Origin of the sequence: Marinitenerispora sediminis, from assembly GCF_003336425.1 — a bacterium.
In the GTDB taxonomy this organism is placed as follows: domain Bacteria; phylum Actinomycetota; class Actinomycetes; order Streptosporangiales; family Streptosporangiaceae; genus Marinitenerispora; species Marinitenerispora sediminis.
Genome location: NZ_QEIO01000016.1, coordinates 1 through 13,337 on the forward strand (window position 1 = coordinate 1; position 13,337 = coordinate 13,337).

11 protein-coding genes are annotated in these 13,337 nt (G+C 75.4%); 4 read left to right on the forward strand and 7 right to left on the reverse strand.

Annotated elements, in window-relative coordinates; all coding sequences use genetic code 11:
* Window positions 1-1,523: 1,523 nt before the first annotated feature.
* On the forward strand, window positions 1,524-1,994 hold the full coding sequence (locus DEF28_RS04605; protein ID WP_114397380.1) for a nucleoside deaminase: 471 nt from the start codon (window positions 1,524-1,526) through the stop codon (window positions 1,992-1,994).
* Entirely contained in the window at window positions 1,991-3,331 is a 1,341-nt protein-coding gene (gene codB / locus DEF28_RS04610; RefSeq protein ID WP_114397381.1) for a cytosine permease, read from the forward strand. Before DEF28_RS04605 ends, codB begins: the two co-directional genes overlap by 4 nt.
* A gap of 63 nt (window positions 3,332-3,394) precedes the next feature.
* Here the strand turns inward: codB and DEF28_RS04615 are convergent, their stop codons facing one another.
* The 4 genes from DEF28_RS04615 to sigE all read right to left on the reverse strand — a co-directional run bounded on the left by DEF28_RS04615 (window position 3,395) and on the right by sigE (window position 7,836).
* On the reverse strand, window positions 3,395-4,480 hold the full coding sequence (locus tag DEF28_RS04615) for a S1C family serine protease (protein WP_233515089.1): 1,086 nt from the start codon (window positions 4,478-4,480) through the stop codon (window positions 3,395-3,397).
* 799 nt (window positions 4,481-5,279) lie between these two features.
* The gene (locus tag DEF28_RS04620) at window positions 5,280-6,320 is read right to left on the reverse strand and encodes a sigma-E factor regulatory protein RseB domain-containing protein (RefSeq protein ID WP_114397383.1); all 1,041 of its coding nucleotides are present in this window, start codon (window positions 6,318-6,320) and stop codon (window positions 5,280-5,282) included.
* Between the two features lie 38 nt (window positions 6,321-6,358).
* Complete coding sequence (locus DEF28_RS04625) at window positions 6,359-7,195, reverse strand: zf-HC2 domain-containing protein (protein WP_114397384.1); 837 nt, start codon at window positions 7,193-7,195, stop codon at window positions 6,359-6,361.
* Complete coding sequence (gene sigE, locus DEF28_RS04630) at window positions 7,192-7,836, reverse strand: RNA polymerase sigma factor SigE (RefSeq protein WP_233515090.1); 645 nt, start codon at window positions 7,834-7,836, stop codon at window positions 7,192-7,194. The genes DEF28_RS04625 and sigE overlap by 4 nt, the downstream gene beginning before the upstream one ends.
* 212 nt (window positions 7,837-8,048) lie before the next feature.
* On the opposite strand from sigE, the gene DEF28_RS04635 reads away from it, so the two are divergent.
* The gene (locus DEF28_RS04635) at window positions 8,049-8,753 is read left to right on the forward strand and encodes an O-methyltransferase (protein ID WP_374058090.1); all 705 of its coding nucleotides are present in this window, start codon (window positions 8,049-8,051) and stop codon (window positions 8,751-8,753) included.
* 84 nt (window positions 8,754-8,837) lie between these two features.
* Here DEF28_RS04635 and DEF28_RS04640 read toward each other — a convergent pair whose 3' ends face one another.
* Entirely contained in the window at window positions 8,838-10,352 is a 1,515-nt protein-coding gene (locus tag DEF28_RS04640; RefSeq protein WP_114397386.1) for a leucyl aminopeptidase, read from the reverse strand.
* Between the two features lie 143 nt (window positions 10,353-10,495).
* Window positions 10,496-10,663 (reverse strand): DUF3117 domain-containing protein, encoded by a 168-nt coding sequence (locus tag DEF28_RS04645; protein ID WP_114397387.1) that lies wholly within the window; start codon window positions 10,661-10,663, stop codon window positions 10,496-10,498.
* Window positions 10,664-10,942: 279 nt separating this feature from the next.
* Between DEF28_RS04645 and DEF28_RS04650 the strand changes: the two genes are divergently transcribed.
* Window positions 10,943-11,734 carry an enoyl-CoA hydratase-related protein gene (locus DEF28_RS04650; protein WP_114397388.1) on the forward strand — a complete coding sequence of 264 codons (792 nt, stop codon included), beginning with the start codon at window positions 10,943-10,945 and terminating at the stop codon, window positions 11,732-11,734.
* 47 nt (window positions 11,735-11,781) lie between these two features.
* Here the strand turns inward: DEF28_RS04650 and DEF28_RS04655 are convergent, their stop codons facing one another.
* Window positions 11,782-13,257 carry a serine/threonine-protein kinase gene (locus tag DEF28_RS04655; RefSeq protein ID WP_114446108.1) on the reverse strand — a complete coding sequence of 492 codons (1,476 nt, stop codon included), beginning with the start codon at window positions 13,255-13,257 and terminating at the stop codon, window positions 11,782-11,784.
* Window positions 13,258-13,337: the final 80 nt, after the last annotated feature.

Here is a 13,337-nt window from a genome sequence, read left to right on the forward strand (position 1 = left end):
GCCCCGCACGCCTCGTCGGGGCCGCGATAGGTGTCCCCCCGGGTGCGGCCCCCGCCTGCCCGCCGGTGGCCTCCCGGACTGCCGGCCGCCGCCCGGTCCCGGCTGCCCGCCACCGCACGGCGACTCGGCCCAGCGGCTCCTGCCGCCGCGCGATTCCGCCGGCGCGCGGTCCCGGACCACCAGCGCCCTTTCGGGACGCCCGGCCTGACGGGGCCGTTGGCCTCCTCGTCGGAACCCCGCCGCCCGGGGCCGCCGGGCTCTCCGGCATGGACCGGGACGCCAGACGCCGTCGAGCAGGCGTGACGGTCCCTCTCAGACCGCGGCCGCCGGACGGAGAGCTCTCAGGCGGCGCGGACGGCCCTGGAGCTCCGCCACGGAGGGCCTGGCGGACCGGCTCCGGCCGGTGGCCGTGAGGCAGGTAGGCGAGCGGCGAGTGGCGGGTGCCGCGCCGCAGCGGAGTGCCGACCAGCGGAACCGCGCCCGGCACCGGCGAGGCGGGCGCCCCTCCCCGTACCCGGCGGCAGCGCACTCGGCGGCCGCGGCGGGACACCGCCGATCGCGACCGCGAGGTGGTCCCCTCGGTACGGGCGCTGATGGGGGCATCGCGGTTGGCACTTGCGGCGGCCGGTGCCCAGCCGGGCGCCCGCACCCCGCAGCCGGCCTGGGGCCCGGGCCGCCGAGGACCGACAGGTGGTCTCGGACGCGATGTGCGGCAGGATCGCGGTGGCGCCTGGCCTCCCGGCTGATGGCCGCGGGCCGGCACGGCGGCGATCGTGCGGATGGACGTCTTCTCCCGCCGCGCGTCAGGGATCCGGACGCGCTCGTCCTCGGACCGGTTCCGCCCGGAGTCGGACGCCGGGTCCCCCGCCTGCGCCTTGGCGGCCAGCGTGCACCGGCCGCCGGTGACGGGCGCCGATCCGCCGGCCTCGTCCTCGTGCCTCTGGCGGTGGGAAGCACGGCCACGCCCCCTGAGCCCGCTCGGGCCGCTCCGGGGGATGCCGGCGGCACAGCCGGCAACGTTCGCGCTCGCGCCCGCCGAACTCACGCACCCCCCTTCGCTTGGGGCGCTTCCCGCGCCGTCGGCGTCCGCCACGGATCCGGCGTCCCCCGGGACCGGGGGGTGCGGCGGCCAGGAGGACCCGGGAGCTGCCGAGGCGGCCGTCACCGCTCCCCCGCCGGGCCCGGCATCCGCGGCCCGGGCCGCCACTCCGCCAGCCGCCGGGTGTGCGCCCGGAGGCGCCGCCCGGGTCGCCCGCCGGGGGAGGGGCGGCCGGGTGCGCGGCAGTCGCGGTGCAGGTCGTCGCGGCCGTCCGCGGCGCGGTGCCGGGCCGCGACGTGGCCGGGCGCACAGCTCCCGGCCGTCCCGTCACACCCGTGCGCTGGGTAGGGTCATCGAGACCCGTGGGGCGAATCGTCCGAATCGTCCCCTTGTCGGAGCGGTGACCGAAGTGATCTCCTGACGCCGCCGCCTCTGCCGTCGGGCCCCTCCGCCGTCCGCTCCGCCGAAAGGAAAGAACACCCGCATGACCGACACCGACACCGCGCGCTACGCGCACTGGCTGCGGATCGCCGTCGAGGAGGCCCGGACCGGCCTCGCCGAGGGCGGCATCCCCATCGGCGCCGCACTGATCGGCCGGGACGGCGCCGTCCTCGGCCGCGGCCGCAACCGCCGGGTGCAGGACGGCGACCCGTCCGTGCACGGCGAGACCGCCGCCTTCAAGGCCGCCGGGCGGCAGCGCTCCTACGCGGGCACCACGATGGTCACCACGCTGTCCCCCTGCTGGTACTGCAGCGGCCTGGTCCGGCAGTTCGGCATCAGCCGCGTGGTGATCGGCGAGGCCCGCACCTTCCACGGCGGCCACGACTGGCTGGCCGAGAACGGTGTGGAGGTGGTACTGCTCGACGACCCCGAGTGCGTCGGGCTGATGACCGACTTCATCGCCGCGAACCCCGAGCTGTGGAACGAGGACATCGGCGAGGAGGGCGACGCGTGAGCGCGGCCGACGAACCCGGCGACGACGCAACGACCGCGCCCACCGCCGGGACCGCCACCACGCCGGAGACGGGCCCGCGTCCCGCCCCCGGCAGCGACCCGGACTACCCGGTCGAGCCGGTCCCACCGCACGCCCGCCGCTCCCTCTTCTCGCTGGCGGTCGTGCTGACCGGGTTCACGCTGTTCACCCCCACCATGCTGGCCGGCGCCCAGGTCGGCGTGGCGTTCCCGCTCGGACCGCTCCTGGGCGTGCTCGCGCTCGGGTCGCTCGTGCTCGGCCTGTACGTGGCCGCCATCGGCTGGATCGGCGCCCGCAGCAATCTGACCACGGTCATGATGGCGCGCTACACGCTCGGCACCCGCGGGGCCAAGTTCGCCTCCCTGCTGCTCGGCGGCACCCAGATCGGCTGGTACGGCGTGTCCATCGCCACCGTGGGCCTGCTCGTGGCGCAGGTCGCGGGGTGGGGCGGCACCGGCGCGGCGCTGGTCATGGTGCTCGCGGGCGCGGTCATGGGGGTCACCGCCTACATCGGCTACCAGGGGATGTACTGGCTGTCGGTGGTCTCGGTGCCCCTGCTGCTCGCGCTGGCCGGCTGGGTGGGGTGGCGCGCGCTCGCCGAGACCGGAGGGGTCGCCGGGCTCGCCGCGATCGAACCCACGGCCACCCTGCCGCTGACCGCGGCCGTGACCATCATCGTGGGGACCTTCGCCTCGGGCGGCACCCAGGCGCCGAACTGGACCCGGTTCGCCCGCACTCCAGCCGCCGGCTTCTGGTCGTCCCTGATCGCCTTCTTCGGCGGGCAGCTCCTCATGCTGGCCTGCGGCGCCGTCGGCGCACTGGCGTTCGGGGAGGGCGACTTCGTCCTGGTGCTCTTCCAGCTGGGCCTGGTCGCGTGGGGCGTGGTGTTCCTCGTCGCGAACATCTGGACGACGAACGACAACGCCGCGTACGCCGTCGGCGTGGCCGGCGCGGAGATCTTCAACACCCGCTCCCGCAAGCCATGGGTGCTGGCGTGCGTCGTGATCGGCACGGCGCTCGCCGTCACCGGTATCTACGACCACCTGATCGGCTACCTGACCTGGCTGGGCATCCTCATCCCGCCGCTGGGCGGAGTGATCATCGGGGACTTCCTGCTCCGCCGGCGCGGTGAGCTCCCCGACTCCGCCACCCTGCCGGCCGTGCGCTGGGAGGTGGTGGCGGTGTACGTCGCCGCCTCGGTGGCGGCCTGGTGGAGCAGTGAGGCGGGCTGGTTCATCCCGCCCGTGGTAGGCGTGCTCGTCGCGGCCGGCGGCGCGCTGGCGGTGCACCGGCGTCCGGCCGCCCGCGCGGCCGGGTGAGGCGGCCGCCGGGGTCCCGGGCGGGTCGGCGCGGATCCGGCCCCGGGGCCCCGGCGGACGGGCTCACTCGTTCGATGAGCCGAGCGTCATCTGGGTCGTGTGCTCCTCGCCGTCGCGCTGGTAGGTGATCTCGACCTCGTCGCCCGGGGACCGGTCGCGGATCAGGGAGACCAGCTGGTTGGCGTCGCGGACCTCGACCCCGTCGAACTCCATGATGACGTCGCCGGACCGCAGGCCGGCCCGGTCGGCCGGGCCGTTGTCGACGACCGCTCGGCCGCCCGCCGCCTTGTCCGTGCTGATCAGCGCGCCGTTCTCCTGGTAGCGCATGTCCAGGACCGCGCCGATGACGGCGTAGGGCGCCTCGCCGGTGCGGATCAGCTGGTCCACGACCCGCTGGGCCTGCTTGGCCGGGATCGCGAAGCCCAGACCGATGCTGCCGGACTGCTCGCCGTTCATCCCGGTGCCCATGGTGGCGATCGCGGAGTTGACCCCGATGACGCGCCCCTGCGCGTCGACCAGCGGCCCGCCGGAGTTGCCGGGGTTGATGGCGGCGTCGGTCTGCAGCGCGTTGAGGTAGGTCTCTGCGCCGCTCTCCCCCACGGTGACCGGCCGGTCGACGGCGCTGATGATGCCGGTGGTGACCGTGCCGTCCAGACCGAGCGGCGCACCGATGGCGATGACGGTGTCGCCCACGGTCGCGTCGTCGGAGTCGCCGAACTCCAGCGGGTCGACGTCCAGCGGGTCCTTCAGTTCCAGCACGGCGAGGTCGGATCCGGGGGCCGCACCGACCACGGTGGCCGGGCTGGTGTGGCCGTCGCTGTACACGACCTCGATCCCGTCGCCCTCCAGCGCGGCGGAGACGTGGTGGTTGGTCACCACGTAGTTGTCCTGGATGACGAACCCGGAGCCGTTGCCGGTGCTCTGCGGGCCGGACCCGCGGATCGACACCACGCTCGGACTGACCCGCTGGGCCACGCCGGCGATGGTGTCCGGCGGCCGGCTCGGTGTGTCGCTCGGGACGTCGTTCGTCAGGTTGCTCGCCGCTCCCCGCGCGCGGTCCTCGGCGATCAGTCCGCCGACCACCCCGCCGACGCCGCCGGACAGCAGCCCCGCCGCGAGTACGGCCACCAGCGCCGCGCGCAGCGGCACGGAGCGACGCGGGCGGCGCTCCCCGAACCCGGCGGCCGGATCGGCGCCCGGCCCGCCCGGCTGGCCCGGCCCTGCTGGATATCCTGGCCCGCCCGGTTGGCCCGGCCCGCCGGGATGGCCGGGCCCGCTGGGATGACCGGGGCCGCCGGGATGGCCGGAGCCTCCGGGCCAGCCCGCCGACGGGGTCCAGCCACCGGACGCCGCGCCGTGGCCGCCCCACGGCGCGCCGCCGTTCTGACCGTCCGGTGGCCCGGCGGCGTATCCCCCGGTTCCCGGGGGCGGCCCGGCGGCCGGGCCCGGGTCGCCGGCGGCCTGCGCGCGGCCGTCGGCGGCGGGGTCGGCCGGCCACTGCGGGGCCGCGGCCGGCGGTGCGGACGCAGCCGGCTCCGAATCGGTGGGGCCGGCCGCCGGATGGTCCGCGGCCGCCGCGTCCCGCGGCGGCCGCGACCAGTCCCGCCCTCCTTCGCGCGGATCGCGCTGTCCGGTCTCGTCGGTCATGTGGTCTCCGTCTGTCGATGCGCCTCCCATCTTGGCGCACACAACATAAGCAGTTAGTTAAACCATCAACAGGTCGTACCAGGCGACTCGCCAGGAACCGCCGTGGTCGACCGAACATATGCCCGGTTTTCCCCGGAGTGACCCAGTCTGCCGAAAGGTTGATCACACCGGATCCAGCGCGGATTCATGCCCTTCCAAAGCCTCGCCCGAACCGGGCGGCGGGACGGCACCAGGCAGCGTACTCTCGGCACCGCGGAGCCGAGCCGGGGTGGGGCGGCGGGCGCCGGCACGCCCGCGCCCCTCACGGAGCCATGGCCCACAGCCAGTCGCCGAGGCGGTCGAACCCCCGGCCGACCTGGGTCACGAACGCGGCCCCGTCCGCCGGCACGAGCGCGGTGACCACGGCATCGACCTGTTCGGTCGGCGCGTCGGCCATGACCGTGTACACGAACCCGCCGTCCTCCCACACGCGCCGGTGCTGGCCGCCGTCGCTCACATAGACGGCGCGGCCGTCCCGGTACTCCGCCCGCATGCCGGCGACCTGCGCGTCGGCGGCGTCCAGGCGACCGCGCTGCACGAACACCGAGACCACCGAGATGCCCTCGGAGTAGCACAGGTGCACGATCCGGTCGTCACCGCGGCCGGTGGCCCTGGCATCGACCAGCACGACGCTCTCGGTGAGCCGGTCCGGTAGCCGCCAGCCGTCGCCGCGCAACTCCGCGCGCTCGTCCGAGGTGAGGGTGTCGCCCCACGGGTGCTCGGTGCCGCCCTCGGTGAGCGCGTCGGCGGGGGGATCGAAGTCGATCGAGACGAACGCGCTCACCTGCGCCATCCGGCCCTCGGAGTCGAAGGTCTCCCGGCGCAGCAGCAGCCCCGTGGCCTCGTCGAGCCAGAAGCGGCCGGCCACCGTGCCGTCACCGCGGCGCGCCTCGACGATGGCCGCCCGTCGTTCGCACACGGTGCCGGTGCCGGCCCGGACCACCCGGTAGTTGGTACGCAGCAGGTCGAGCAGCTTGGCGTCGACGTCGAGCGGCGAGGGCGCCGCCCTCAGCACCAGGCCGCCGCCCTCGACCGGAGCGGCTCCCGACGCGGTGAAGGAGGTACCCTCGCCCGGGCGGTTGACGACGTCGATGAGGCCGCTGTCGGCGTCCGCACCGTTGCGTGAGGAGATGAGCTGGACGCCCTCGTACCCGACGTCCTGCCCGGCCCGCACGGCGCGCCGCAGCACGGCCGCGCCGTCCGCCTCCTGGTCGAGCGAGCCCGGCGGGCCGGCGAACGCGTTGCCGGAGCCGGTCAGCGCGAGCAGGCACAGCAGGCACAGCAGGGCGGCGAGCACGAGCATCCGCCAGCTCCGCCGGCGCCCGCGAGCAGCGCCGGCCGTCACCGCGACCCGGCCGTGTCGCCGGAACCGGAGCCGTCCACCGACGCGGGGACGGCTCCGGGGCCATCGTGTTCACCTCCCGTGCGGGGTGCCCGTACGACGTCCACCGCGGTGACCGCGGCGGGATCGGGCAGCGACGCCTGCCGGGAGGTGAGTGCGTGCTCGACGGCGAACTCCGAGAACGCGGGGGTCACCAGCGGGGTCGCCTCCCGCTGCTGGCCGCCGGCCACGAAGGCGGTGCCGAGCGTCAGCGCCACCACGGACGCGCCCGCGACCGCGTACCGGGCCCGCCCCCACACCGGCCGCAGCCGGACCGCACCTGCGGTGCGCCGCGTCCGGCGGTCCGCGTCGGCCCGCTCGGCCGGCGCGGCCGGCTCCTCCTCGACGGGGAGTGTGGCCAGCGCGGCTCCGGTTCCGAACAGCGGGCCGTCGTCGCCGGGCCCGGTGCGGGGCGGCAGGCCGCCGCCGATGGGCCGGCTCGACCCGAGCGGGGGCATCGTGCCGAACCCGCCGCGTGGAGCGGCGTCGCCGGCCGACGGACCCGTGCGGCGCGCCAGGCCGTCCAGGAACCCGCGGGAGGGCATCGGCGGCCCGGAGGGCGGGTCGTCCGGCGGCGCGCCGCGGTCGGCCGCGGACAGCCCGGCCAGTCGGCCCATGAAGTCCATGGACGGTTCGGGCGCCCCCAGGCCGTTCAGCCGGCGCTTGAGCCGACGCAACATCTCGGCCTCGAAGCGGCACGACTCGCAGGCGGCCAGATGGCTCAGCGCCCGCTCGCGTTCCGCATGCCCCAGCTCCCCGTCGACCAGGGCGGACATGCGCTCCCCCAAGTGACTCATCGGCCCTCCACCTCCCGGGTCGCCACGGAGGGCGCGCCGCCGTCGTCCGGCAGCGCGTCCCCACTCCTGTCGGTCGCGTCGGCACCGCGTTGGCCGGTCAGGCGCCGACGGTGCTCCAACGCCGCGCGCAACTGGGCGCGGCCGCGGTGGATGCGGCTGCGCACGGTGCCGAGCTTGACCCCGAGCGTGGCCGCGATCTCCTCGTAGGACAGCCCCTCGATGTCGCAGAGCACCACGGGGGCGCGGAACTCGGCGGGCAGCGCGTCGAGGGCCGCCTGGATGTCGGCGTCGAAGTGCCGGTCGTCGTAGGCCTGCGCGGGGGACGGCTCTCGGCCGGAGATGCGCTCGTCGGCGGTGTCGGCGAGTCCTTCGAACCGGATGCGGGCGCGCCGGCGGGCCATGTCGAGGAAGAGGTTGGTGGTGATCCGGTGCAGCCAGCCCTCGAAGGTGCCGGGGGTGTAGTTGGCGAGTGAGCGGAAGACCCGGATGAAGACCTCCTGGGTGAGGTCCTCCGCGTCGTGCTGGTTGCCGGTGAGGCGGTAGGCCAACCGGTAGACGCGCATGGAGTGGGTGCGGACGACCTCGTCCCAGCTGGGGGGTTCCCACTGATCGAAGTCAACGGCAGAATCGGGGTCTGCCACCAGCGCTCCCTTCGTCGGCGCGGCCCCTCGTTCGCGTCTCGGGCCGTGTCGGTGTTCGCTTCGGCCGCCGCGCCGGCTCGGGACCGGGCGGGCGCGCCCTCCCCGATTGCAACGCCGCGGCCCGCCGATTAAGTTCCCGGGGGCCGCCCTGGGGGCCCGCGCGGGTTACGCTTTGCCAGGGGAGGATGTCCGGCCGTAGTCATGGCGCAACCGTGTGTGACGGCCGCGACCGCCGATCGAGTCCGTCACACGCGCCCGGGGAGGCCGTCATCGCCAGCCGAGACGACACACTGGCCTACATCGAGCAGTACGCCGCGGAGGACGACCCCCTGGCCTCCGCCCGGCGGGTGGGCCTGCGCGCGGACTCCCGTCCCGTCAGTCCGGCGAGCGGCGCCGCGCTGCGCTTCCTGGCCGCCGCCATCGCGGCACGGGCGGTGGTGGAGATCGGGACCGGCTGCGGCAGCTCGGGCATCTGGCTGCTGCGCGGGATGCGCCCCGACGGCATCCTGACCAGCGTGGACGTCGAGCCGGAGTACCAGGAGCACGCCCGCGACGCCTACCAGAGCGCCGGGTTCGCGGCGAACCGCGCCCGGCTGATCCACGGCCGCGCCCTCGACGTGCTCCCCCGGCTCACGGACGGCGCCTACGACATGGTCTTCATCGACGCGGCCAAGGGCGAGTACCCCGACTACCTGCAGGAGTCGCTGCGGCTGCTGCGGCGCGGGGGCATCGTGGTCTTCAACAACGCGCTGGAGGCGCACCCGCACTCCGACGGCCCGCTCGCGCTCTCCGACCCCGACTCAGCCGCCATCCGCGAGGCGGGCCGCCTGGTCCGCGAGGACGACCGGCTCACCCCGCTCCTGCTTCCGGTGGGCGACGGGCTGCTCGCCGCCATCCGGTCCGACGAGGCCCGTTAGGCCGCGGCGGGCGCTGCCGGGGGCCGCCGGCACGGGCAGCGGCGGGCGGACCGCGTCCGCTCGGGCCCGTGCCGGCGGTCCCGGCTACTCCGTCAGCCAGCGCAGCAGCAGCCGGGTACCGAACCCGGTGCCGCCCTTGGTGAGCTCCGCGCTCTCGGCCATGGACCGGCCCGGACCGGCGATGTCGAGGTGCGCCCAGGGGACGCCCCCGGTGAACTCCCGCAGGAACAGCGCCGCCTCGGTCGCGCCGGGGCGGCCGAAGTCGGCGCTGGTGCCGATGTTGGCCAGGTCGGCGACCCTCGACCGCAGCGTCGCCCGGTACTCCTCCACGAGCGGCATGCGCCACAGCGCTTCGCCGGACCGCTCGCCGGCCGCGACGAGCCGGGCGACCAGCTCGTCGTCGGTGCCGAACAGCGCGCCGATCCCGGTCCCGAGCGCCAGCTTGGCGGCTCCGGTCAGGGTGGCGACGTCGACGATGACGTCCGGCGCCAGCTCGGCGACGGCGTAGTCCATGGCGTCGGCGAGCACCAGCCGGCCCTCGGCGTCGGTGTTGAGCACCTCGACCGTGCGGCCGCCGAACGTGGTGATCACGTCCCCGGGGCGCTGCGCACCCCCCGAGAACGCGTTCTCGGCGATGGCCAGCAGCCCGGTCACGCGCACCGGCGAGCCGAGCTCGGCCAGCGCCGAGAGGACGCCGAGCACGACGGCGGCACCGCTCATGTCGGTCTTCATGAGCTTCATGTTGTCGTTGGGCTTCAACGACAACCCGCCGGTGTCGAACGTGATGCCCTTGCCCACGAGCACGACGTGCCGCTCCGGGTTCTCCGGCCGGTACTCCACGCGCACCAGGCGCGGCGGGCGCGCCGATCCGCCGCCGACGGCCAGGATCGCGCCGAACCCGTCGCGCTCCAAGTCGGCCTCGTCCCACACCTCGACGGCCAGGCCGGCGGCTCCGGCCACCTCCTCGGCACGCGCGGCCAGCCAGGCGGGGTCCTTCTCGGCGGACGGCGTGTTGATGAGGTCCCTCGCGAGCGCGGTGGCGCCCGCCAGGATCCGGCCGCGGGCGACCGCGGCCTCGTGCCGGCCCGGGTCGTCCGCCACCAGTTCGACCAGCGGGACGGGGCGCGGCCGCTTGGGCTCGGCGGCCAGGGAGAAGGTGTAGCCGGCGAGCAGCGCCCCCTCGACGAACGCGGTCAGCGCCTCGTCTCCGGCACCGGACCCCGCCGCACCGCCGGCGGGCAGTGCGATCGCGGCGCGCTCGCGTCCCCGGGCCGACCGGGCGAACGCCGCCCCGGCCCGCCGCAGGTCACGCGCGCCGAGGTCGCCGACGCCGACGAGGGCGAACCGCACCAGCCCGCGGCCGAGGTCGACCGGGAACTCGACGGTCTCGCCGGGCCGACCCGCGAATTCGTAGTGCGCGATCAGATCGGGCAGCGGCCCGGGGAGCCGCGCGGCGAGATCGGCGGGAACGGCTCCCGCTGCGGAGGCGACCGCGGCGGGCTGGTCGGAGGACCCCGCGGCGACGGGAAGCGCGAGCAGATCAGCGGCGGAGTCGATGAGAGGCCCCGGAACCGGGCGGATCTCCGTAGCGAAGGGCACGAACGCTCACAATCTCGACGTACTTGATGTACTCAGCCTGTCGCGGCCCGCCGCCGCCTCGGGAAACGGACGACCGCCGAGCGGATGGGGATTCCCCGCCGGCAGCGACCTGGGCGTCCTCGGGTGGAACGGCGGCCCGAAGGTCAGCCGACCACGCCGTTCAGCGCCGCGGCCAGCTCCGTCGCCTCTTCGGCCGACAGCTCGACGACAAGGCGCCCGCCGCCCTCCAGCGGGACTCGCATGATGATGCCGCGACCCTCCTTGGTGACCTCCATCGGACCATCACCGGTCCTCGGCTTCATCGCCGCCATGCCTTATCCCCTTTCGTAGGAAGAGCTCGCGTGAATGGGCCGGTCGACCGGCGTGCCGGCTCGCCTCCGGCGAGCCCCGCCGGGTCCTGGGCCGCATCCGCGTGACGCAGTGATCGAATCACTGGTCTGTCATTATCTCGGTTTTCAGACCGGATTGGGAACGATCGAGCGGTCCCCGGAGCATCGGGCCCAAAGATTCTGAACAGTTAAGGTTATAGCCGCGGCGCCGGACGGCCGCCCGCCCGGGCCGAGCCGATCGACCATGAACAGGGGATTCCCGTGCCCGAGTCAGACAGCGTCGTCTACGAGATCTCCGACGGCGTCGCGACGATCACTCTGAATCGCCCCGACTCCATGAACTCGCTGACGGTCGAGGCCAAGGAGGCGCTGCTCGCCGCGGTGGAGCGCGCCAAGAGCGACCGCGAGGCGCGGGCGGTGCTGCTCACCGGCAACGGCAAGGCGTTCTGCGCCGGGCAGGACCTGCGCGAGCACGCGGCCTCGCTGGGCGAGGGGCAGGGTCTCGGCGACACCGTCCGCAAGCACTACAACCCGATCGTGCTGGCGCTGGCCCGCATGCCCAAGCCGGTCGTCGCCGCGGTCAACGGTGTGGCGGCCGGCGCGGGCGCGTCGATCGCGTTCGCGTGCGACCTGCGCGTGGCCTCGGACCGGGCGTCGTTCGTGATGGCGTTCGCCAACGTCGGGCTGGGATCGGACTCCGGCGCCTCGTGGACGCTGCCGCGCCTGGTGGGCCACGCGCGCGCCGCGGAGCTGCTGCTGCTGGCCGAACCGGTGCCGGCGCGGCGCGCGCTGGAGATCGGGCTGGTCACGAAGGTGGTACCGGCGGACGAGCTGGCCGCGTCCGCCCGCGAACTGGCGCTGCGGCTGGCCAACGGCCCCACGGTGGCCTACGCCGCGATCAAGGCCGAACTGACCTTCGGCTCCGGCCTGGACCTGCAGAACGCCCTGGAGATGGAGGCCAGCCTCCAGGAGCAGTGCGCCGAGACCGCCGACCACCTCAACGCGACGCTGTCGTTCGTGAACAAGACCACGCCGGTCTTCGAGGGGCGCTGACCCGCGGCCGGAACCGGCCGCCGGTGTCGGCCGGTTCCGGCCGCGGGTCAGGCGCTCACCTGGTTGAGCAGCAGGACGACGAGGACGACGCCCACCAGCGCCACCAGCAGCACGCCGCCGAGCACCCCGGCCAGCAGCAGCATGTTGACGCCCGCCGGCCCGCCCTCCGGCGGCGGGGCCGGGAGCGGCGGACGGACGGGCGGAGCGGCCGGCGGGTAGCCGCCGGGCGGCCCGGCCTGCGGCCACACCGGGCCCGCCGCTGCCTGCGTCGGACCGGTCGGCGGTCCCACCGGTCCGGTGGGACCGGCCGGTCCGGCCGGGCGCGGCGCGAGATAGGGCGGCCCCGGGATACGCGGCCGCGCGGCGCCGCCGGAATCCGGTCCGCCGCCGACGAACGCGCCGCTCGGACCGGAACTGATGCGCACGTTCGACCCGAACCCGCCGAACGGCGGGGTCCGCGGCCCCGTCGCCGGTGTCTGCGGTCCGGAGAGGGGGCCGGGCGGCGGCCCCTGCTGGGCGGCGCGGCCAGGAGCGGTTCCGGCGTCCGCCACGGGGCTCGGCGGCGGTTCCACGGGAGCCCGGTGCGCACCGGGCCGCCCGGGCGCGGCCGACTCACCGGTGCGTCCTCCCGCCGCGGCGATCGCACCGGCCCGCAGCGTCTGGGGCGCCAGTTCGGCGACGCCGGCACCGGAGCCGGCGGGCGCGGCCGCGCCCCCGGCGACGCCGAGCACCCGCAGCAGCGTCTCGGCCGCGCCCGGCCGCAGGGCCGCGTCCTTGGCGAGGCAGCGCTCGACGATCTCGCGCAGGGGGCCGTCGAGCTCGCCCAGCTCGGGAGGCTCGTTGATCACCCGGTGCACCACGGCACGCAGCGACCCGTGCCCGAACGGGCCGCTCCCGGTGGCCGCGTGGACCATGGTCGCCCCCCAGGCGAACATGTCCACGGCCGGACCGAGCGGTCCGCCGGTGATCTGCTCGGGGGCCATGTAGGAGGGGGTACCGGCGATGCTGCTGGTCAGGATGGCGGTGCCCTCCAGGACCCGCGCGATCCCGAAGTCGATCACCCGGGGGCCGTCCGCTCCCATGAGCACGTTGGCCGGTTTGAAGTCGCGGTGCACGATCCCGGCCTGGTGGATGGCCGCGAGTGCGGTGACGGTGCCCACCGCGAGCCGCTCCAGCGCGGCGCCGCGCAGCGGGCCGTCGCCGCGCACCAGGTCCTTGAGGGAGGGGCCCTCGATGTACTCACTGACGACGTAGGGCGGGTCGGCGTCGATGTCGGCGTCCAGCACCTGGGCCGTGCAGAACCGGGCCACGCGGCGGGCGGTGCCGACCTCGTCGGCGAGCTGCCGGCGCAGTCCCGTCTGGTCGAGGGCGTCGGCGTGCAGCATCTTCACCGCGACCCGGGCGCCGTCGGGGGCCGTTCCGAGGTAGACCACCCCCTGGCCGCCGCGGCCGAGCCGCCCGGTGAGCTGGTAGTCCCCGACCTGACGCGGGTCCTCGTCGTTCAGTGGCCCGATGCCGGCCATAGCACCTCCCCCGCACGGCGCACGGCTGCGCGCACCTCACGAGCCGACCCTAACCCCCCGAGGTGGTGGACCGAACGACC

Coding starts and splice junctions, on each gene's coding strand:
- DEF28_RS04645 (WP_114397387.1), bottom strand. CDS start 10,663: ATGGCGGCGATGAAGCCGAGGACCGGTGATGGTCCGATGGAGGTCACC.
- DEF28_RS04620 (WP_114397383.1), bottom strand. CDS start 6,320: ATGCTCGTGCTCGCCGCCCTGCTGTGCCTGCTGTGCCTGCTCGCGCTG.
- DEF28_RS04625 (WP_114397384.1), bottom strand. CDS start 7,195: ATGAGTCACTTGGGGGAGCGCATGTCCGCCCTGGTCGACGGGGAGCTG.
- DEF28_RS04655 (WP_114446108.1), bottom strand. CDS start 13,257: ATGGCCGGCATCGGGCCACTGAACGACGAGGACCCGCGTCAGGTCGGG.
- DEF28_RS04605 (WP_114397380.1), top strand. CDS start 1,524: ATGACCGACACCGACACCGCGCGCTACGCGCACTGGCTGCGGATCGCC.